At 64.6% G+C, this 21,270-nt stretch carries 15 protein-coding genes and 3 pseudogenes; 8 read left to right on the top strand and 10 right to left on the bottom strand.

Going from position 1 to position 21,270, the window contains the following annotated elements; all coding sequences use genetic code 11:
- Positions 1-7 precede the first annotated feature (7 nt).
- From CHRYSEO8AT_RS11595 to CHRYSEO8AT_RS16300, 4 genes and pseudogenes are all read left to right on the top strand, one after another.
- Positions 8-1,096, top strand: coding sequence for an alpha/beta hydrolase (locus CHRYSEO8AT_RS11595; protein ID WP_159850156.1), 1,089 nt, complete (start codon positions 8-10; stop codon positions 1,094-1,096).
- Between the two features lie 91 nt (positions 1,097-1,187).
- Positions 1,188-2,795, top strand: coding sequence for an alpha,alpha-trehalase TreF (gene treF / locus CHRYSEO8AT_RS11590; RefSeq protein WP_159850154.1), 1,608 nt, complete (start codon positions 1,188-1,190; stop codon positions 2,793-2,795).
- Between the two features lie 47 nt (positions 2,796-2,842).
- A complete protein-coding gene (locus CHRYSEO8AT_RS11585) occupies positions 2,843-4,111 on the top strand; it encodes a sugar MFS transporter (protein WP_159850152.1) in 1,269 nt (422 codons plus the stop codon).
- A gap of 196 nt (positions 4,112-4,307) precedes the next feature.
- Positions 4,308-4,508 (top strand): annotated as a pseudogene (locus CHRYSEO8AT_RS16300) (IS6 family transposase); the annotation flags it as partial.
- A 71-nt stretch (positions 4,509-4,579) separates the two neighbouring features.
- Here the strand turns inward: CHRYSEO8AT_RS16300 and CHRYSEO8AT_RS11580 are convergent.
- From CHRYSEO8AT_RS11580 to CHRYSEO8AT_RS11565, 4 genes are read right to left on the bottom strand one after another with little or no spacing between them, the layout of a single operon-like run.
- Positions 4,580-4,888 (bottom strand): hypothetical protein, encoded by a 309-nt coding sequence (locus CHRYSEO8AT_RS11580; protein WP_159850150.1) that lies wholly within the window; start codon positions 4,886-4,888, stop codon positions 4,580-4,582.
- Positions 4,885-7,431, bottom strand: a complete 2,547-nt coding sequence (gene ctaD, locus CHRYSEO8AT_RS11575) for a cytochrome c oxidase subunit I (protein ID WP_159850148.1) — start codon at positions 7,429-7,431, stop codon at positions 4,885-4,887. Before ctaD ends, CHRYSEO8AT_RS11580 begins: the two co-directional genes overlap by 4 nt.
- Positions 7,428-8,405, bottom strand: a complete 978-nt coding sequence (gene coxB / locus CHRYSEO8AT_RS11570; protein WP_159850146.1) for a cytochrome c oxidase subunit II — start codon at positions 8,403-8,405, stop codon at positions 7,428-7,430. Before coxB ends, ctaD begins: the two co-directional genes overlap by 4 nt.
- Positions 8,395-8,793, bottom strand: a complete 399-nt coding sequence (locus CHRYSEO8AT_RS11565; protein ID WP_159850144.1) for a cytochrome c family protein — start codon at positions 8,791-8,793, stop codon at positions 8,395-8,397. The genes coxB and CHRYSEO8AT_RS11565 overlap by 11 nt, the downstream gene beginning before the upstream one ends.
- Positions 8,794-9,019: 226 nt before the next feature.
- Here CHRYSEO8AT_RS11565 and CHRYSEO8AT_RS16295 point away from each other — a divergent pair.
- Positions 9,020-9,481 (top strand): annotated as a pseudogene (locus tag CHRYSEO8AT_RS16295) (cytochrome c); the annotation flags it as partial.
- 7 nt (positions 9,482-9,488) lie between these two features.
- On the opposite strand, the gene CHRYSEO8AT_RS16155 reads toward CHRYSEO8AT_RS16295, so the two are convergent.
- Complete coding sequence (locus CHRYSEO8AT_RS16155; protein WP_159850140.1) at positions 9,489-10,208, bottom strand: cytochrome b; 720 nt, start codon at positions 10,206-10,208, stop codon at positions 9,489-9,491.
- Positions 10,205-10,927: a cytochrome c oxidase assembly protein gene (locus CHRYSEO8AT_RS11555; RefSeq protein ID WP_236547522.1), complete on the bottom strand. Its 723-nt coding sequence runs from the start codon at positions 10,925-10,927 to the stop codon at positions 10,205-10,207. The genes CHRYSEO8AT_RS16155 and CHRYSEO8AT_RS11555 overlap by 4 nt, the downstream gene beginning before the upstream one ends.
- A 542-nt stretch (positions 10,928-11,469) precedes the next feature.
- On the opposite strand from CHRYSEO8AT_RS11555, the gene CHRYSEO8AT_RS11550 reads away from it, so the two are divergent.
- Both CHRYSEO8AT_RS11550 and CHRYSEO8AT_RS11545 read left to right on the top strand, forming a co-directional pair.
- Positions 11,470-12,282 carry a hypothetical protein gene (locus CHRYSEO8AT_RS11550; protein WP_201304422.1) on the top strand — a complete coding sequence of 271 codons (813 nt, stop codon included), beginning with the start codon at positions 11,470-11,472 and terminating at the stop codon, positions 12,280-12,282.
- A gap of 336 nt (positions 12,283-12,618) precedes the next feature.
- Positions 12,619-13,309 (top strand): annotated as a pseudogene (locus tag CHRYSEO8AT_RS11545) (IS6 family transposase).
- 125 nt (positions 13,310-13,434) lie between these two features.
- On the opposite strand, the gene bglX reads toward CHRYSEO8AT_RS11545, so the two are convergent.
- Both bglX and CHRYSEO8AT_RS11535 read right to left on the bottom strand, forming a co-directional pair.
- On the bottom strand, positions 13,435-15,717 hold the full coding sequence (bglX, locus tag CHRYSEO8AT_RS11540; RefSeq protein WP_236547521.1) for a beta-glucosidase BglX: 2,283 nt from the start codon (positions 15,715-15,717) through the stop codon (positions 13,435-13,437).
- 119 nt (positions 15,718-15,836) lie between these two features.
- Positions 15,837-18,494: a TonB-dependent receptor domain-containing protein gene (locus tag CHRYSEO8AT_RS11535; RefSeq protein ID WP_236547520.1), complete on the bottom strand. Its 2,658-nt coding sequence runs from the start codon at positions 18,492-18,494 to the stop codon at positions 15,837-15,839.
- Positions 18,495-18,797: 303 nt separating this feature from the next.
- On the opposite strand from CHRYSEO8AT_RS11535, the gene CHRYSEO8AT_RS11530 reads away from it, so the two are divergent.
- Positions 18,798-19,691 carry an alpha/beta hydrolase gene (locus CHRYSEO8AT_RS11530; RefSeq protein WP_159850134.1) on the top strand — a complete coding sequence of 298 codons (894 nt, stop codon included), beginning with the start codon at positions 18,798-18,800 and terminating at the stop codon, positions 19,689-19,691.
- 65 nt (positions 19,692-19,756) lie between these two features.
- On the opposite strand, the gene CHRYSEO8AT_RS16150 is transcribed toward CHRYSEO8AT_RS11530, so the two are convergent.
- A complete protein-coding gene (locus CHRYSEO8AT_RS16150) occupies positions 19,757-19,972 on the bottom strand; it encodes a hypothetical protein (protein WP_236547615.1) in 216 nt (71 codons plus the stop codon).
- Positions 19,869-21,269, bottom strand: a complete 1,401-nt coding sequence (locus CHRYSEO8AT_RS11525; protein ID WP_201304421.1) for a class I adenylate-forming enzyme family protein — start codon at positions 21,267-21,269, stop codon at positions 19,869-19,871. The genes CHRYSEO8AT_RS16150 and CHRYSEO8AT_RS11525 overlap by 104 nt, the downstream gene beginning before the upstream one ends.
- Position 21,270: the final 1 nt, after the last annotated feature.

Below are 21,270 nucleotides of genomic sequence, written 5' to 3'. Positions count from 1 at the left end.
TGTCGCCATGTTGATCCGCACCTGTTGCGCCGCCCTGGCGCTGCTGATGACGACCTCGCCGGCCGTGGCGCAGACCACCGCTGTCCTCGACGACCCGTCCACCGCGCGTCTCCCCCCGATCGTTCTGCCCTATTCCAACTTCGCCAGCCCGGAGGCGCGAGTTCTCGCCGGTCGGTTGATGCACGAGCCGCCTTTCGTGTTCGGCGACGATATCGCCAAGGCGCGCGACCACTACGGCCGCTACAATGACGCACGCCTGGCCGAGGTGAGAGCCCTCTACGCCACCCGCGAGGACCGTCAGACCTTGGGCGGCGTGCCGGTCGATATCGTCGTCCCCAAGCAAGGCGTGTCAGAGCAAAACGCGGATCGCGTCCTGATCAATGTCCACGGCGGGGCCTGGATGTGGGGATCGGGCAGCGGCGCCTTGGTCGAGGCCATTCCAATCGCCTCCGTCGGACGGATCAAGGTGGTGGCCGTCGATTATCGCCTCGCGCCTGAGCACCGCTATCCCGCAGCGTCCGAAGATGTCGCAGCCGTCTATCGCGAACTCTTGAAAACCTACCGCCCGGAAAACATCGGCCTGTACGGCTGCTCCGCCGGCGGCGTCGTCGTCGCCCAGGCCACGGCCTGGTTCCAGACTCACGACCTGCCGACGCCCGGCGCCATCGGCACCTTCTGCGGCACCGGCTCGGGCTATGGCGGGGACAGCGTCTTTCTGGGCCAGGCGACGACCGGCGGAACCGCCCCGCCACCGTCCGCCGTCGATAACATCGGCATCCCCAATCCCTATATGGACGGCGTCCAACTGGACAACGCAGAGGCCTACCCGGTGACCGACGACGCCGTCATCGCGCGCTTTCCCCCTACCCTCCTGCTGGCCGGCGGGCGCGACTTCGCGGCCTCGACCCTGACCACCATGCACCGGCGTCTGGCCGCTGTGGGCGTCGAGTCCGAGCTCTTCCTGTTCGACGGTCTGGGGCACGCCTTCTTTGTCTGGCCTGAGTTGCCGGAATCGAAGGAGGCCTACGGCCTGATCGCCCGCTTCTTCGACCGCCATCTCGGCTCCCCCCGACAAGCGCCTCCCCCCGCCTCCTGAGCCTCGCCCTTCATTCGTCTCCTGTCGAACGGAGGGCGTCTTTTCCGTTCAGAAACCTGGCGTTCTTGCCCGCAAATTGGAGATCTCGACGATGCGTTTCGCGAAACCCCCATTTGGACGCCTGCTGCTGGTCGCCCTGGCCGCCTCAAGTCTTGCGGCGCGTGCACCCGATCAGACCCCGGCCGATCTCTACGGTCCGCTGTTCGAGGCGGTTCAGTCGCAGAGGATTTTCCCGGACGGGAAGACCTTCGTCGACGCCGTGCCCCGCATGCCTGTCGACCGGATCATGGCCGATTACGCCGCTTCGCCGCCGACCGACGCCACGGCGCTGAAGGCCTTCGTCGAGGCCCGCTTCGTCATCCCCGGAGACACGCCCGCGCCGGACACGCCGCCCGTGCCGCAAGGCCTGGTTATGAAGGCGCACATCGCCGCTCTTTGGCCCATTCTCACCAGGCCGGCGTTGACGCCCGAGCCGGGCTCCTCGGCCCTGGCCATGCCGGCGCCCTATGTCGTTCCCGGCGGCCGCTTCCGCGAAATCTATTATTGGGACAGCTATTTCACCATGCTGGGCCTGAAAGCCGACGGCCAGCAGCCGCTCATCGAGTCCATGCTGGAGAACTTCGAGGCCCTGATCGCCGCCCACGGCCACATCCCGAACGGCGCGCGAACCTATTATCTGAGCCGGTCGCAACCGCCCTTCTTCGCCCTCATGGTCGGACTGTCCAACCGAAAGGACGCTGAAAGCCGCCGGGCCCAGCTGATGGCCCTGCAGGGTGAATACGCTTTCTGGATGAAGGGCGCCGACTGCGTCGAGGCGACCGGCGCGTGCGACCACGTCGTGCGGATGCCGGACGGAGCCCTGCTCAACCGCTACTGGGACGCCCGCGACACGCCTCGTGACGAAAGCTGGGCCGAGGACGTCGCCACGGCCCGCGAGGCTGAGGGGCGGCCCGCCGCGCAGGTTTATCGCGACCTGCGCTCAGGCGCCGAGAGCGGCTGGGATTTCAGCTCACGCTGGTTCGACGACCCGCAGAACCTCGCCACCCTCCACACGACCGAGATCGTGCCGATCGACCTGAACAGCCTGCTGTGGACCCTGGAGCGGACCATCGCCGCTCACTGCCGGGCGCTGGCCGAGCGCGCCTGCGTGCGCGACTTCGATCGCCGCGCGGGAGCCCGCAAACGCGCCATGAACCGCTACCTTTGGAGCGCTTCGGAACGCCGCTTCGGAGATTGGGATCGCCGGACCGGCCGGATGACGTCGAGCGTCTCGGCAGCGGGCCTCTATCCCCTGTTCACGGGCTGGGCGAGCCGCGACCAGGCCGGTGCAACGGCGCGCCAGGCCGAGGCCGTCCTGATCGCCCCCGGCGGCTTGCGCGCGACCGCCCTCAACACCGGCCAGCAATGGGACGCCCCCAATGGCTGGGCGCCGCTCCAGTGGGTCGCGATTTCGGGGCTCGACGATTACCGGCATCGCGCCACGGCCCAGACCATCGCCACGCGCTGGCTCGGAACGGTTGACTGTGTCTACCGCGAGACCGGCAAGATGCTCGAGAAATACGACGTCGAGGAACAACGTCCGGGCGGCGGAGGGGAATATCCGCTGCAGGACGGTTTTGGCTGGACGAACGGGGTCACCCGCGCTCTGCTGGACCGCTACCCGAACGCCCTGTCCGAAGCGGCGCCGATGGCGCCCTGAAACCATGTTTTGCCCCACAGGTCGCCTGCATCTGACTGGAGAGCCCCATGATCGCCACGCCCGGCAATGACACCATCCCCTCGGCCAGCCGCCCGAGGGGGAACGTCGGCTATCTGCAGTGGTTCGTCTTCGGCCTGTTCTTCATCTTCGGCGGCATCACCAGTCTCAATGACGTGCTGGTGCCCAAGCTGAAGGAACTGTTTGAGCTCAACTATTTCCAGGCAATGCTGATCCAGACGGCCTTCTTCGCCGCCTATTTCATTGTCTCCCTGCCCGCCGCCGCCCTCGTCCAGAAGGTTGGCTATATGCGCGGGGCCGTCGTCGGCCTGGTGATCATGATGGCTGGCTGTCTGCTGTTCATTCCGGCGGCGGGGTCCGGGCTTTTCGCGGCCTTCCTCGGCGCCCTGTTTGTGCTCGCCTCTGGGGTGACGCTGGTCCAGGTCGTGGCCAATCCTCTGATCTCCATGCTGGGAGAGCCGCGGACGGCGCCAAGCCGCCTGACCTTCGCCCAGGCCTTCAATTCGCTCGGCACCACTATCTTCCCGTGGGTCGGGGCCACTTTCATCCTAGGATCGCTGGCGACGGTGAGCGCGTCTGACCTGAGCGGACCAGCCTTGACCGCCTACCGCGCCGTGGAGTCCGCCGTCATCACCAACGCCTATATTGGCATCGCCGTGGCCCTGGCCGTCGTCGCAGGCGTGGTCTGGCTCAATCGCAACCGGCTTATCGAGGGACGGGCGCCGACCATCGGCTTCCTCAGCGCCTTCAACCTGCTGAGGCGACCACGCTTCGCTTTTGGCGCTCTTGGTATCTTCGTCTACGTCGGCGCCGAGGTCGCCGTCGCTAGCCTGATGACTAACTACCTGATGCAGGCCGACACCCTGGCGCTCCCAGCCCAAGGTGCTGGCGAGCGTCTAGCCCTCTATTGGGGCGGCGCCCTCATCGGCCGGTTCTTCGGCGCCTGGGTCATGCGGTTTATCGCCCCGTGGAAAGTCCTGGCGAGCGTCGCACTCGGCGCGGTTCTGTTGATCGCGCTGTCGGTGTTCACGACCGGCGCCCTGTCCGGCTATGCGCTACTCGCCGTCGGCCTGGTCAACGCCGTGATGTTCCCGACCATATTCACCCTGGCCTCCGCCGATCTGGGCAAGCGGGCGGCCGAAGGCTCCGGGATTATATGCATGGCCATCGTCGGCGGGGCGATCATCCCGCCGCTCACCGGCTTCGTTGCGGACATCTCGACGCTGCGAATCGCGCTCGTCATCCCGGTGGTCTGCTATCTCGTGATCGCCCTGTATGCTCGATTCTGCAGGCCTTGATCCTGACGGGTTCCAACAAGACTGATGTCGTCGCGTATTCAATTCATGCCAAAGATGAACGTCTTGCACGACGGTCTGCCGCCAACCCGCGACAGCCCTAAAATTATCTCAAGGAATGACAGAACGAACCTGCAAGGATCGGGCAGGCTGACCATGGCTAAGGCTCAATGCGCCTGTGGCCCTCTGCTTGTTGGAAGCGGAGAACTCTCATCTGCCGATCCGACGACGAGAGCGACAGCAGCCGCTGTTTAAGACCCAAGCCTCAGCTCAGCGCTTTCTGACCACCCACGCGGCGATCTAAAATACCTTCTACACGTGGAGACATCTCATCAGCAGATCTACGCTCCGACGCTGTCGCGCCCGAGCCGACGCGGCGTGGGTTGTCGTCGTCGCATAATATTTCGTCGGGCTGGGGAAGTTGCCGCTCACCGCCGTTAGCGTGACAGCGCTCATTGACCCAACTGACCCTCAAGCCGGCGTGAGCAACATCAAGGTCTGGAACACGACGCCGATCCCCCCCAGCAGACCACCGGCTACCCCTAGCCGGAGGCCGAAGGCGCGAGTTTCGTCCGTGGGCTTCGTTCGCAGCCAGACGATGCAACGCCAGCACAGACCGGCGATGGCGATCAGGCAGATCAGGCTGAAGCCCAGCCCCGCCCCGTTCCACGCCCCGGCGTCGTCACGCGCCACGTCGCTGGTGCTCGACAGCAGATACAGGCCCAGGAAATGGGCGGCCCAGATCAGCAGGCCGCCCAGCATCAGCAGCCAGAACCTCATGCGCCCACGCCGGGGAACAGGCGGATCAGCAGGGTCGTCGCCGCTCCCTGAACCGCCGTGAAGGCCACGAACAGGGCGACCACTTCAAAGGTCGCCGGATGACGGGGCGACACCAGTCCGCACAACCAACGCAGCAGGACGAACGGCCCCATCAAAAGCGAGATACCGACGAACGTCCCCTGCCAGGCCAATAGTGCATAGACGGTCGCGCCCTGGCTGGACGCGTCGGGACGCAGGCCCCAGTTCCACCAGGCCGAGGCCTCCGCCGCAAAGGCGCCGCCCGCCGCCAAGGTTGCGACCAGCATCAGAACCGCGGCGATGCCGGCGCTGCGCGGCCGACCCAGCTTCAGCGCGCCTTGCGAAGCCCATGCGCCGATCCCGGCGGCAGCGAGCAGGCCCAGCGTCAGCGGCAGCGAGCCGATCTCCGGCGGCGCCTGCCACAGATCCGGCCGCCGGCTCCACAGGAAGACGTAGGAGAAACAGGCCATGATCGCGACCATGCCCGACACGATCAGGGTGATGACCATGGCCCACCAGCCATGACTGCTGGGGCCGGAGACATAGGTCGGCAACCGCACGCCGCCGCCCACATCCACCGTCGCCGGGCCGCTGGGCCGATCCAGTCCCCAGCACCATTTGAGAATGCAGTAGATGGCCAGAACGCCGCTGATGACCGACACCAGATAGGCCTGGATCGTCAGGATCAGGAAGAAACCGGCCGTGAAGATCGCGCCCCAGACATACCAGCTGGACGGCCGAGGCATGCGTTGCAGATATTGCGGCTCGGCGTTGATCGGACTGGTGATCATCGTCTCGCGCTCGCCGCGCGGCGCGCCTGGCAGGAAGTAGCGCCCGGCCTCGACATCGCGCGCCAGCTCGGGCTGGTCCCAGACGGGATACAGGCTCTTGATCACCGGGACAGAGCGCAGCGAATAGCGTCCGGAGGGCAGCCACTCCAGCCCCGGCCCGCCGAAGACATTGCCCGCGTCCTTGTTTCCGAAGGGACGGAAGTTGCGGATCATGTCGACGACCCACAGCAGGACCGCCACGCCGAACATGAAGGAGCCGACGGTCGAGATCATGTTGGGCAGGTCCCAGCCCCGATCCGGCAGATAGGTATACACCCGGCGCGGCATGCCCATCAGGCCGGTCAGGTGCATGGGCATGAAGGTCACGTTGTGGCCGACGAACATCAACCAGAAGATCCACTTGCCCCACCGCTCGCTCAGCGGTCGGCTGCTGGACATCGGGGTCCAGTAGTAGATGGCGGCGAACAGGGGGAAGACCATCCCGCCGATCAGGACGTAGTGCAGGTGGGCGACAATGAAATAGCTGTCGTGGGCCTGCCAGTCGAACGGCACCATGGCGACCATCACCCCGGTCAGCCCGCCCATGACGAAGATCACCAGCCCCCCGACCGCGAACAGGCCGGGCGTGTTGAACCGCATCCTTCCCGCCGCCAGGGTGGCGATCCAGGCGAAGACCTGCACCCCCGCCGGTACGCTGACGGCCATCGAGGCGGCGCTGAAATAGTTGATCGAGATCTGCGGCATGCCCGTGGTGAACATGTGGTGCGCCCAGACGCCGAAGCTGATGAAGCCCGTCGCCAGCATGGCCAGGACCACCAGCCGATAACCGACCAGCTTGGTCTGGGCGACGGCCGGAATCAGGGTCGACATCGCCCCCGCCGCCGGCAGGAAGATGATGTAGACTTCCGGATGGCCGAAGAACCAGAACAGATGCTGCCACAGCATGGGGTCGCCCCCCTTGGCCGCATCGAAGAAGGGCCAGCCCAGGGCGCGTTCCAGCTCCAGCAGCAGGGTCGACAGGATGATCGACGGGAAGGCGATGATGATCATGCAGGCGAAGATCAGCATGGCCCAGGCGAAGATCGGCAGCTTGTCCAGCGTCATGCCCGGCGCGCGGGTCTTCAGCACCCCGACGATGATCTCGATGGCGCCGGCGATGGCCGAAATCTCGATAAAGCCGATGCCCAGCAGCCAGAAATCGGCGTTGATCCCCGGCGAATAGGTGGTCGAGGTCAGTGGCGGATACATGAACCAACCGCCGTTGGGCGCCAGACCGAAGAACAGCGAGGCGAAGAAGCACAGCCCCCCGACCAGATAGGCCCAGAAGGCGTAGGCGCTCAGCCTCGGGAATGGCAGGTCGCGCGCGCCCAGCATCTGGGGCAACAGCAGCACCCCCAGCGCCTCGACCGCCGGGACGGCGAACAGGAACATCATCACCGTGCCGTGCATGGTGAAGATCTGGTTGTAGGTCTCCTGCGCCAGGAAGCCCGTCATCGGCAGGGCCAGTTGGGTCCGCATCAGCAGGGCCAGCACCCCCGCCAGCACGAAGAACAGCATGGCCGCGCCGACGTAATAGACGCCGATGTAGTTGTTGTTGATCGCGGTGATCCACTCCCACGGACGACGCGGGCCGCACCAGACTTCTTCGAGCTGCTCCAACTCGCCCTCGGGCCGGGGCTCGGTCGTGGGGAAGCGTTTGTAGAGTTCGGGATCGAACCCGGTTTCCGAACTCATTTCAGGCTTTCCAGATAGGCGGCGACGGCGCGCACGTCCTGGCCCGACAGGACGGCATAGGAAGGCATCCGGTTGCCGGGCTTCAGGCTCTGGCTGTCCGAAATCCAGCCGGCCATCGTCCCCTGATTGTTCGGCAGGATGCCGGCGCCCAGCGTCTGACGCGATCCGACATGTGTCAGGTCCGGGCCGGCCAGGCCGTTCGCCTCGGTGCCGCGAATGGTGTGGCAGGCGGCGCAGCCCGAGGCGGCGAAGACGTTGCGCCCTTGGTCGATCAGCGTCAGCGGTCCCTGGGCCGACGGCACGGCGGCGGCCGGCCGCGACTGTCGCTCAAGCCAGGCGGCGTAGTCGTCCGGCGCATGGGCCACGACCACCAGCCCCATCAGGGCGTGCGGCCCGCCGCAATATTCGGCGCACTGTCCGCCGTAAGTTCCAGGCGCATCGGCCTGCAGCCGCATGAAGTTGCGGCGACCGGGGATCATGTCGGTCTTTCCGCCCAGGCGCGGCACCCAGAAGCTGTGGATAACGTCTGCGCTTTCCAGCTCGAACACCACGGGCTGACCGGCTGGGATGTGCACCTCGTTGGCGTCCTGGACGATCTCGCGACCCTGGCCGTCCAGATAGGCGACGCGCCACCACCACATCTCGCCCGTGACCCGCACGCGCATCTCGCCCGGCTTGGGCGCATCAGCCACCCGCGCCGTCGTCGTCAGCCCGTAGATCAACAGGCCCGTCAGCACGACCACTGGAAAGACCAGGCCGGCGATCCAGATCAGCCGCTCACCCCCGACCCGCCGCTTCCACTTGCGCGGCCCGAACAGGGCGATGCCCAGCGCGACCAGCACCACCACCATGACCACCGCAGCCATGACGAACAGCACCCAGGCCACGGTCTGGATCGGCCCGGCGAAGGGGCCGGCCGGATCGAGCACGGGCGGGGGCCAGCCGGCGATTCCGGGAGGGGCTTCAGTCTTCATCGAGCGTATACAGATAGGCCGCGACATCGCGGGCTTGGTCTTGCGTCAGGGGCATGGGCGGCATGGCGGTTCCGGGGTCCATCGACGGGGCGTCGATCAACCAGCGGATCAGGACATCGGGCTGGTTCGGGAGGCGTCCGGCGATCAGGGGCCGCGCGCCGAAACCGGCAAGGTTCGAGCCCGACCGTCCCTGGGGCCAGGCGACGCCGGGAATCTTGTGACAGGCGGCGCAACCGACCTCTTCGATCACCGCCAGTCCGGCGGCCGGATCGGCTTGGACCACCGGCCGCGGCAGGTCGGCCTTGTCCACGCAGGCGCACAGGGCGAGCGCCAGCGCGCTGATCGTCGCCCGCCGCCCCATCGCCTCGCCCGTCGTCCGAAAACCCATCCGCCCCCCAAAGCTTCGCCTGACCAATCCGCTTGCCGGACGGAGGTTCCCAACTGCGACATTGAGCTCGGTCACGACGCCCTGCGGAACCTCCGCCATAAGCAGGTGTTGCATCGCCGTGCGCGCGCCCCTTTCCGCCCTACTTCTGCTGACCGGCCTGGCGGCCTGCGACTCCACGCCAGGTCAGACGGATCGCGCCTTCACAGCTAATGGCCAGGTGATCGCCATGAGCGGCGGGGCCGGCGGAGCGGCCAACGCCTGTTTCACCTGCCATGGACTGGACGGCGGCGGAGACGGAGTGGCGGCGCCCCGGCTGGCGAGCCTGGACGCCGGCTATCTGCAGAAACAGATGGAAGACTACGCCTCAGGCCTGCGCCCCGACGACGCCATGACCCGTATCGCCAAGGCGCTGGACCAGAAGGGTCGGCGCGAAGTCGCGGCCTACTATGCGTCCCTGCCCCTTCCACAAAAGCCGTCGCCGGCCGCTTCCCCCGCGCCGGCGATCTATCTGAATGGCGACGCCTCGCGGGGCATCGTCGCCTGCGCCTCTTGCCATGGTGTGGACGGTCAAGGATCGGGTCAGGGCGGCAACCCCCAGATCGCGGGTCAATCCGCCGCCTATATCCTGGAACAGATCGATCGCTGGAAGTCAGGCAAGCGCCGCAACGATCCGCGCGGGGTCATGGCCGCCGCCGTCAAATCGCTTTCGGACCCAGAAGCCCGCGCAATAGCGTCCTGGCTGTCGACGCAACCCGCTTCTCCAGCGCCCGCCAGCGCCGCTGCCACCGGGTCCGCTTCCGTTGACGCAGCGGCACGACCGGCAGCATCGCGTGAAACACGTCGTCCCTATCGATCAGATGGTGCTTAAGCGCCGCGCCCGCGTGGATCGGGATCATCAGCAGCAGGGTCACGACCAGGCCCCAGTGCATCCATTCCGCCGCCGCCTCGATCGCCCATAGCTGGGTGTTCGACAAATCCTGAAGCGGTAGCAGCGGCCATTTGATGAAGCCCAGGGTATCTAGCTGCCGCGTCCGATCCGTCGCCGAAATCATCGCCCAACCGGACAAAGGCAAGCCGAACAGGCAGATGTAGAAGACGTAGTGGGTCACATGCGCGGCCATGCTCTCCCACCCCGGCTTGTCCGCATCATTGATCAGATTGGGCGCCAACAACCGCCACGACAGCCGCCCGGTCACCAGAATCAGCATCAGCACCCCGACCGCGAAATGCAGATCATAGGCAGCCATCATCGCCCCGCCGACCGGTTGACGGCCCATCCACCAGCCCCAGCCGAGCTGGAAGATCACCAGGCCCGCCATAACCCAGTGAAACCCGATGCCGACGGGCGAGTACCGCCCCTCGTCATGGTGCCCCGCCGCCCATTCGAGCAGTTGCCTGAAAAGCTTCTCGATCACGCCGTCCGCGCCTCGACATCAGGCCCGATCATCCGACCAAGCCGCCACAGCGCCGCGAACAGATAGAGCGCCGCCGCCGGCGCCCACATGATCAGCCCGGCCGCCTGCTGGTCCTCCAGCGGCGTCATGCCCCAGGCAAGGGTGGTATAGGCATGCGGCGCATAGACGGCCTGACCCGCAAACGTCAGCACCGCGCCCAGCAAGCCCATCGCGAGCATGGCCGCTAACAGCGCCACGACCGCCGCCGGTGCCGTGGCCGTTCGCGCTGCTGCCCAGAACCAGACCGCGCTGACCAACAGGCTGATCTGCATCACCCAATAAACCAGGTCATTGGACAGGGCGGCGGCATAGGCCCCCGGCGCGTGCCAGGCCCAGAAGACGACCGCCTGAACCGCCGTCGCCAGCACCAGCGATCCATATCGCCGAACCGGCAGGGCGCCGGCCAACAGAGGCGCGGCCGCACCCACCAGCAAGACGTGATGCACAGTCCGCGCCGAAAACAGCGCCGAACTCAACGCGCACAAGGGCGAAACAAACCCCACCGTCAGCACAGCCATCGCCGTCAGACCAAAGGCGCGTCGTCGCCCTTCAAGGCGCAGCGCGATCAGGCCTGTGGCGACGGCCAAGACCATCAACAACACCGGATCCAAGTTCCAGCGCCATTCGCCGAAATCAGGCGCAACGCCACAATAAGGCGTCCATATCTGTCCCGTGATCATGATCGCATCGTCTCAACCTTCACGCGCGTCCCCTCAAGCTCGCCGACATGGAAGGCTTAGTGCGCCGACGAGGTTCCAGTTTCAGGCCGGAAACAGGAGATGGGAGACCAATCCGCCCGACGACGTCAAATCTGCCGCCGGGGACGTGTATACGTTCGCAAAGCAGCACCTAAGGCTTACTGGCTGGGGGAATGACCAACAGTCTTTTGCTAGGAGCACGCTGGTCCCGCGCATAAAGCCGGGCATGGCAGTCTACGAACAATTGAAGAAGGACATCTTCTTCTAAAGCCTCGGGCCTCTCGACCGAGCAGAGCATCGTCCGCAAGCCGACTTTTCGAAGGTCAGCTATGAGTCAAACTCAGACATTGCCGACTGAGGAGACCTCAATGTCGCTTCGTGACTCATCCGAGACGTTCGGAACGTCCGCTATCGGGGAGTCGGTGTGTTCGAGCGTGAGCCATCCGCAAAGCAGACCTCCCGAACCGCCATTTGGGGTGGGAAGCGGACATTGACCTGCCACTGCTTAGCTCTAACCTCGCCGCATGAGACTGCTCACCGTACTTTTGAACGACGATGAAATCGGCCATGTCGATGCTGGCGAACAGCCTTGCGAAATCAAGTCATCGCGGCCCATTCAGCCCGGCGCAATCATCGAGTTCGTGGACGCAGAGGGAAAGCGCCATGTTCACTCGATGGCTGAGTTATCGGGTTGGGCTCACATATCCGTTCGAGTTCATGACGGTCTCGCCTGCCAAGCTGATTGCGCCGTAACCGGAAAAGAAGCTTACGATCCCGATGAGCTACTGACCGGCAAGGGTCATGGTATTCGTTTTCAACCGTTCTTCCTTCCCGGCTCTAAAGGCGACCCGAATGATCTGGTGGGGCAGGGGCTATTCCGACGGGGGATGCATTTCAGTGGCACGGTAACGCCCGGTTCGGTTCGGCTGTCCTGCGAGTGTGATAGCTGCGCCCAGTCGTTTCACGTACAGTCGTTTCATGCAGGCTTCAGCAGCATGGGCTACATGTATTCTGGCTCAGGGGCATACACGTTGATCATCAACGAATGGGTGCCGGGAGCGCCGCCGGCCATGGGTAAGCCCGATGACGCCGCCTTAGCAAAACTGGAGGCGAACTTACCGGAAGCCCCCGACGGGACGCGCTTTCGGTACATGAACCCGCTCCGGTGCCCACACTGTCAACAGCCATACATCAACTTCCAAGCTAATCCAGGGCTTCGCGAAGGCGAGTATTACGGCAACTGTCTCTTCGGGGTTCCTCCCCAGCGGTACGAACAGCCGAAGCCCCCTCAGAAGACGCCTCGACCAAGTTTGTTTCGAACTCTGTTTAAGCGTTAATGCACAGGCGCGGCGCAGCATGTGTCCGACAAGCCGACCTCTCCGACGTCCGCCATGGGTCATTTCAGTTTTGGGCTTCACCGCCGAAAGAGGACGTTGGCCTACATGCCGGAAACCGGTCGCAGTCGATGTCAGCTAGGGGCGGGGAGCGGACGTCATCGCACCGGCGTTTCAGCGATTACGGCCGCTAGGTCCTCTTCGACGTGGGCTTCAAGTTGCCGTCGGACCGGCAGAGCAAAGCAAGCTTGCCAAGGCTGCGTCTGCGGTGCTGTCAGTCTAACGCTAACTTGTCTCCACTTCAGGGCCGCCTAAGGGTCTGATCGGAGATTGCATTTCGTGAAGCCACTCTCGTTTAAGCGCCATCGCTTCCCCGCGGCGATGATCCGGCAGGCCGTGTGGCTCTACTTTCGCTTCAGCCTCAGCTTTCGCGACGTCGAAGAGCTGATGGCCGCGCGGGTGATTGACGTCAGCTATGAGACCATCCGCTGCTGGACGATCAAGTTTGGGTCGCAGATCGCACGGCGGCTGAAGACGCTTTGCCCTCAGCTTCACCCCGTTGGCATATCGACGAGGTCGTCTGCTCGATCGGGGGAAAGCGCATGTACCTGTGGCGCGCCGTCGATGACGAAGGCGAGGTGTTGGACCTCGTTGTCCAGCGCCGGCGAGACACAGAAGCCGCCCTGAAGTTGTTGAAGCGATTGCTCCGAAATCAGCTCGTGGACCCGGAAAGGATCGTGACCGACGGTCTCGGGTCGTATCCAGCGGCACTGGACCACCTTGGCATGCGTCACCTACATTCACCCGGCGACTGCGAGAAAACAATCGGGCTGAGAACTCTCACCTCCCGATCCGCCGACGAGAGCGGCAGCAGCAGGTCTTCAAATCCCAGGCTTCAGCCCAGCGCTTCCTCACCACTCACGCCGCGATCTACAACACCTTCTACACCCAAAGACATCTCGTCAGCCGACCAACTCTCCGCCGTTTTCGCGCCGGGGCGGATGCGACTTGGGCGGTCGCTGTCGCCTGAGATTTCGTCTGGCTGGGCAAGGTTCGGCCAATGCCGTTTAACCTGACAGTGCTGTCGAGCGCCCGCCGTAGCGAGCTTCGGCCGAACGCGTTGAATGGCCTGACCGGGACCGAGACCGGGACCGATCAACGCAACTCAAAGGTGGCGTGTAAAGCGGCTTGGGAATCGCCGCCGATCCAGATGTCGAACAGGCCTGGATCAATCACCCATTTACGCTCGGCGCCGCTCCAGTATCTCAACTCCGCCTCGCCCAGGGTGAATGTCAGTGTGCGACGTTCGCCGGGGGCCAGGGTGACACGTTGAAAGCCCTTCAGTTCACGTACAGGCCGCGTCGCACGTCCTGCGCGCTGGTGGATGTAGAGCTGCGCCGTCTCGTCGCCTGCACGTGCCCCGGTGTTGGCGACGACGACGGAAACGGTGACCGTACCGTCACGGTCGATGGCAGGTCGGTCCACAACGATGTCGGAGAACGAAAAGTCCGTGTAGCTCAGGCCATAGCCGAACGGATAGAGCGGTCCCGCCGCACCATCCCAGTAGCGGGTCGCCGCCCCTGCCGAATCCTTTGTCGTGTTGTGCGCATAATAGAGCGGAATCTGACCGACATCGCGCGGCCAGGTGATTGGCAGCTTTCCGCCGGGGTTCACGTCGCCCAACAGGACATTGGCGACCGCCGCCCCGCCCTCCGATCCCGGATGCCAGGCTTCCAGGATGGCCGGCACCTGCGTCGACGCTTGACGAATATCCAGCGGACGGCCGTTGATCATGACCAGGATCACAGGCTTGCCCAGGGCCGTGACAGCATCGATCAGCTTTTGCTGCTCGCCCGGTAGGGACAACGACAGGCGCGAAGCTTGTTCGCCGCTCATATAGTAGTCTTCGCCGACCGTAAGGATGATCAGGTCGGAACGTTGGGCCAGTTCCAGAGCACGGGCGTATTCCGCCTCGACCCTTGCCGTATCCCAGCGAGGCGGCATCGGTCGCATGGCCGAGAACATGGAGGCGGTGCCGCGACGCAACTGGATTCCGGGCGCCGTTTCGACCTGAGCCACGCCTTCCAGCTTGGCCTTCAGGCCCTTGAAGACAGTGATTGTGTCCTCGGGTTTGTCGGCAAATGACCATGGCCCGACGGTATCGATAGGCGAATCCGCCAGGGGACCAATCACGGCGACCCGCTGGTGTGCGCCGCGTTCCAGCGGCAGGACCCCGTCCTTGTTCTGAAGCAAAACCATCGCCTGTTCCGCCGCCTGGCGCGCCAGCACGCGGTGATCCGGCGCTTCGAGTATGGCCTCCGTCTTCGAAACGTCGACGTACGGATCTTCGAACAGGCCCATCTTGAACTTGGCGATCAGCACCCGGCGCACCGCCCGGTTCACGACGGCCTCTTCTAGCCGACCATCCCGGACAGCGCCGACCAGATTGCCGAAGGCACCCGCGCCCAGCGCCATTTCCATGTCATTGCCGGCGCGGATTGAGCGCGCGGCGGCGTCAGCGGCGTCCGTGGCGAAATGCTGCGGGATCAAGCTGCGGACGGCGTTTGCGTCCGAGACGACGAAGCCGTCAAAGCCCAGTTCATCGCGCAACAAGCCGTTGAGCAACCTGTCATTGGCCACCGCCGGGATGTCGTTCAGCTCCATATAGGCGCTCATGACATTGACGGCCCCGGCCTCGATCGCGGCGATGAAGGGCGGCAGATAGACGTTATAGAGCTGGGTGTCGGACAGGTTGACGCTATCATAGTCACGCCCGCCTTCGGACGCGCCATAGCCTAAGAAGTGCTTTGGACCGGCCAGCAGATGACCGGCCTGGCCGATGGTCTCGCCCTGGAAACCCCGCACCTGGGCGCGGGCCAGAACCGATGCCAGATAAGGATCCTCGCCTGGCCCCTCGACAATGCGGCCCCATCTGGGATCGCGCGTGACATCCAGCATGGGGGCGAACGTCCAGTGGATGCCGACCGCACGGGCTTCCTGCGCCGCCACGCTCTGGGAACGTTCGACCAGATCAGGATCCCAGGTCGCCGCCATCGCCAGCGGCGTCGGGAAGATGGTGCGGAACCCGTGGATGACGTCATAACCGAACAGCAGCGGTATCCCCAGCCGGGTCTCCTCTACCGCCATCTTCTGAAGCCGGTTGACGACTTCCGGATCACGAACGAACAACAGTGACCCCAGCTGACCGGCTTTCACGCGCGCCTCGACAGGCCCAGCGCTGCCCAGCACGAACTGCTGGCTGATCTGGCCGACCTTTTCCTCCAGTGTCATCCGCGCAATGAGAGCGTCCGCGCGCGCCTCGGGCGACGCAGCGGCCACCGCTAGACGGCCCCCCGAAGACGGCGCGGCGTCGGGATAGGCGGCCACCGAGGTCCCGGTTAGGCACGCCACGGCGACACCGACGAGCAGCCGGCTCAAGACACAAGGAATCAAGAAACGCGATTTCATCCAGGACACCAAAAAAAATGGCCGATGCGGAGGCTGATCCGCATCGGCCAGTCAGCAAGTCGGGCAGGAGAGTACAGCCCGGCTCAGGATCAGAACGTCTTGCGGATCCCGACCGAGACCATGCGGCCCAGTGTCGATCCGTTCGCAGTGCCGCCCGCAGCGTTGTAGTAGGGCGGCTCTTCGTCGAAGACGTTGTCGATATTCAGCGTCAGCGAAGTGTCCGTGAACACGCCGCCCAGCGACAGGTCGTAGGCGCCAAACAGATTGACGGTCGTGAAACTGTCGATTTTCGACTGGCCGACCACGCCGGTTACATCGGCGGACGCGCTATGGTTCACCGTTAGTTCGCCCATGAACTGTCCGTGGACCAGGCCCGCCGTCCCGACCAGGGAGTAGCGGCTGGCGCCATTGTCGAACTCGTCGGTCTTGGGCGCACCCGCAATCGCGCGGCTTTCGCGATTGAGATTGTAGGTGCCCGCCAGACCGACGCTCCACAGCCCGAACGCGGCCGGACGGCTGTACTGAAGATTGAAGTCCAGGCCATCGACATCCAGCGTGCCCAGGTTGTTGCGGCGCGCATCGATGAAGACGGCGGGGGTCAGGAACCCGCTGTAGAGAGCGGCGATGCTCGGCGCGCCATCGACAGCCAGACCCGCAGTCAGGGCCGTCGCCTGCGCCAGCGTCGGATTCAGGACGAAGAACCTGGCGTAGCTCGGATCTGCGAAGAAGGGCGCGCCGCGCAGGAAGGGGGCGAGGCCGATCGCGTCTTCGAACGCCACATTGAAATAGGTCAGGCTGGCGGTGACGCCTTCGAGCGCGCCGCTCGGACGCCAGTCGAGGCCCAGCGACCAGGTGTCGGCGGTCTCGGGCTTCAGATTGTCGTTGCCGCCCGCCAGAAGCAGGGTCGGTCGAAACAGATCGGTGAAGGGCGCGCCTGCGGGAAGCCAAGGGCTGACGCTGATCACCTGAACGCGGGAGTCCACACCGGCGCCCATGTCGGCCAGGCTGGGCGCGTGGAAAGAGGTGCCCCAGTTGCCGCGCACCGTCAGGGAGGGGTTCGGCCGATAGTTGAAGCCGATCTTGGGATTGGTCGTGTCGCCTACATCGCTGTAGGCGTCGTAGCGCACCGAGGCCGACAGATCGAACGAACCGAAGGCTGCGCTGTCGAACACCGGCGCGAGAACTTCGCCGAACACCGAGGTCACGTCCCGCTTGGTCGAGGATCTGTTCAACGCCAAGGCGGACGGCGCGCCGTTGCCCTGTTGCGCCTCTATCATTTCCTCATGGTATTCAACGCCGACAGCCAGCTTCACGTCGCCGGCAGGCAAGGCGAACAATTTGCCGTCAGCGACGGCGCGGGCTTCGCGGATTTCCTGAACCGAGTGTCCATAGCTCTGGAAGTCGATGATCCTGTTGAGCACAGCGGCGTCGGTTGCGCCGACATTATAGGGATTCAGCGCCGTCGCGGTCGTCGTGCCGGCGAGAGCGGCAGCCTCGGCCGCCGTATCGATCTGCCAGGTGCGGACCTCGTTGGTGCTTCGCCCCCAGTTCAACGAGGTCTTCAAACGCCAGTCATCGTTCAGTTCATAGGTCAGCGACGGCGTCACGCCCGCCGAGGTGAACCGGCTTGTGTTCTTCGGCGCGGCGGCGCCCCAGGCGTCGGAATAGTTGAACGTCACCGTATGACCCAACTCTGCGCCGATCGGACGGAAATAGGGGTTCAACACGGTGATCGCACCGCCACCCCGGATGCCCGTGCCTTCGGCGGCGGACATGCCGCGACGGTCGGTTTCACGCTGCGAATAATAGGCCGTCGCGTCGAACGTCAGGCGCTCGTTAAGGGCTTGGGACACGCTGGCGAACAGGCTGTGGCGCTGTTCTTGCGGATAGAAGTCGATGGCCTTGGCTTCGTCGCACAGGTTCGTGCCCGGTGTGCGCCCTGGCAGCGCATAATCCACCCCCGGCAACAGCGGCGAGAACGGGTTCGGGGTGGTGATCGTGCCGGGCGAACACGCCTTGGACCGAAAGTCCGTGCCGCCCCTGGCGCGCAAATCCTGAGTGAAATAGTCCCGATCCGCGCCCTCGATATTGCTGTGCTCGGCATAGGCATAGGAGATGATGGCCGAACCGCCGTCCCAGATCCTTCCGGCGGTCAGATTGACGTCAAACTGGTCGTAGCCGTCGGCGACCCCGTAACGAGCCGTCGCCTCGACGCCATCGAACGTCTTGCGGGTGATGAAGTTGACCACGCCGCCGATGGCGTCCGAGCCATAGATGGACGAGCCGCCGTCAGGAATGACCTCGACGCGCTCCAGCATGCCCGGCGGAATGATGGTGGGATCAGGCGATGTCTGCAGAATGCCTGCGCCGACCAGCCGGTTGCCGTTCAGCAGCACCAGGGTGGTCGATCCCCCCGAGGCCCCCAGGTTACGGATATTGGGACGGTTGATCGGAAGACCGATCGTTCCGCCGGGTTGAGGGGCTGTGTTGAAAGCACTTGAGATTTGGGGGATGCGGGCGAGCAGATCGTTTGACGACGCCACACCGGAGGCGATGACGTCCTGACGATCGACACTGACCACATTGGTGCCGGTGGGGGCCACGCCGCGCAGTAGCGTGCCGGTGACGACGATGTCGTCGACCTTGGCGACCTCCGGCTCGGCGGCTTGGTTCGCGGTCGTTGTCGTCTGGGCCGCCGCTGCGCCCGCGACGGAGAGGCCGAGCACGACCAGCGCAGATGTCGCCAACAGCCTCGTGTTCAAGGATGGATTTCGCATTGTGTTTCCCCCCAGGCCTGACGGCCTGCCCGCTTGCAGCGGGTGTTCCTGGACATTCGTGCGACTGGCCGCGCCAATCACTTCGACCCTCCCGGCGACGGTTTAGCCCGTCGTCCCAGATCGTGAATGGAGGTTCCGTTATTTCAAATATGCCGTCAACAGATATTTGAGCGATTGCATAACCAAATGACCTGGCGTTAGCTTGGCGACGCGATATGCGGTCTGAAATGGCCTCGCCCCATGCCCCTCTGCCGCCGACAAGGATCGATCCTGATGCCTTCCATCCTCGCTCATCTCGGCCTCGCGGTCCTTGTCGCCGCTGCGTTCGGCGCCCCTGTCCAGGCTCAGACCTTCGATGTGTGGCCAGGCGTCGCGCCCGGGTCGGAGCAAGCCCGTCAAACCGAAGTGGTCAGCAAATTCCCCGGTGGTCCTGTTGAAGTCGTACGAAACGTCACCCGACCGACGCTGGAGGTCTTTCAGCCCGAAGCGGGTACGGCGACCGGCGCCGCCGTCATCATCGCCCCCGGTGGAGGTTTTCGGTATTTGACGATGCAGGCCGAAGGGTCCGAAGTGGCGCTCGCGCTGGCCGCCCACGGCGTCACCGCCTTCGTGCTGAAATACCGTACGCTGGAAACACCCGCCGACGATCGCACGCACTGGCGGGACTTCTTCGTCTTCATGGCGGGGGCGGCCCGCGCAAATGGCGTTTTAAATCTGGATGAGGCCGCCGTACCGGGGATCGCCGACGGTCTTCAGGCTCTGACGCTGGTGCGACGGCGCGCGAGCGAATGGAACATCGATCCGGCCCGCGTCGGCATGGTCGGATTTTCCGCCGGGGCCAAGGTCACGTCCGGCGCTCTTCTGGCTTCGGACCCTGGGGCGCGGCCGGCGTTCGCGGGCCTGATCTATGGCGCGACCTTCAATGACGACGCCCTGCCCGCCGGCCTTCCGCCTGTGTTCCTGGCTGTCGCCGGAGATGACCATCTGGCTGCGCCGACCGTCATGAAGTTCTACGCCGACGCCGTCTCGACGGGGCAGCAGCCGGAACTGCACATCTACGCCAAGGGCGGCCATGGCTTCGGCATGAATCGTCAAGGCACCAGCAGCGATTTCTGGATCGACGACTTCCTGAACTGGCTGCAAACGCAACGGCTCGCCACCCCCTGAAGCGATCCCATCTGCGGAAATCGAGGAGCGGCCCGACAATGCGTTGACCGCTCCTGTCTGGCCCGTCAGGCCGTTACCCTCTCGGCCAACGCGGTCTTGAGCACCTTGCCCAGACCATTTCGCGGCAGCTCGTCGACGAAGACGACCGACGACACCCGCTGAAGCGAACCAAGCCGCTCATTGACCCAGACACGCAGGGCCTCCGCGTCGATCTGCGATCCAGACCGAAGAACCACGAAGGCCACAGGCGTCTCGCCCCATTTGCGATCGGGCGCCCCGATGACGGCGCTTTCGATGACTTCGGGATGGGCGTCGATCTCGATTTCCAGATCGATCGGGTAGATGTTGACCCCCCCCTGAAATGATCATGTCCTTCTTGCGCCCGACGATCTGCAGAAAGCCGTCGGCGTCGAAGCGGCCAAGGTCACCGGTGCGGATGAAGGCGCGCCCGTCCGACGCCGTCCAGAACCCAGCCTGCGTTGCATCTGGACGATTATTGTAACGCAGCATCATCTGCGCGGAATAGCTGACGATCTCGCCGATCTCGCCGATCGGCTGTTCGACGCCCTCGTCGTCGATGATACGCATGTCGGCGCCGGGCGCGGGCATGCCGACGGTATGCAGCTTGTTCGGAAACAGATGCGCGGGCAGGAAGCAGACACCGCCGCCTTCCGTCATGCCGAAGATCTCCAGCAGTCCGCCCGGCCAGCGACGCAGAACCTCTGACTTCAGCTCCACGGAGAAGGGCGCGCTCGTGCAGAACTTCATCTGAAAGGCCGACAGATCGGCGTCGTCGAATGTCGCCTCGGCCATCAGGCGCTGGTATTGGACCGGCACAAGCATGGTGTGGGTGACGCCGTGCTGTTGCGACACTTGAAGGAAAACCTTGGTGTCGAACTTGCGCATGATCAGGACCGAGCCGCCCGCGAACAGCGTGGGCAGCATCGTCACCAACGTAGTGTTGGAATAGAGGGGTGTCGCCAGAAGCGTGATCGACAGCGGCGAGAACAGGCCGGACAATCCCGCCGTCTGACCTTCGCGCATCCGGTGCGAATGGATGATGCCCTTGGGCGTCCCCGTCGTGCCAGACGAATAGATGATATTGAACGCGGTATCCGGTCCAACGGGCTGGACCGTAGGCTTGGCGTCTTCGGGCGCAAGCCAGTCCAGCCACGGCTTGCCGCCCGTGGACCCGTCCAGAGTGACGATGGCGGGCACATCGACTAAGGCGTTGCAACGCGCCGACTGGCTGGCGTCGCAGAAGACCAGACGGGGCTGTGCGTCCACAAGCATGGACCGGAGCGTGTCGTCCGTGACGCCGGGCGCCAGAGGAACCGGCGTCACTCCCGCGCGCACGGCGGCAAGGAAGGCGACGGCGTATTCCACGGTCGGTTCCCCCAGAAGAGCGATGCGATCGCCAACCGACAGCCCCTCGCGCTGCAGCGCGGCGGTCGCCCGGTTCAGCAGCACGTCGAGCGCGCCATAACTCACGACCACATCGCCCTGACTCAGGGCGGGTCGATCGGCAGCCGTCAGGGCATGTCGGGTGATGGCTTCCGAAAGAGAAGAGAGGGTCACG

The sequence above is a fragment of the Brevundimonas sp. G8 genome, from assembly GCF_902506205.1.
GTDB lineage: Bacteria > Pseudomonadota > Alphaproteobacteria > Caulobacterales > Caulobacteraceae > Brevundimonas.
Note: the sequence above shows the minus strand (reverse complement) of the source record. Positions and strands in the feature narration are given on the sequence as shown.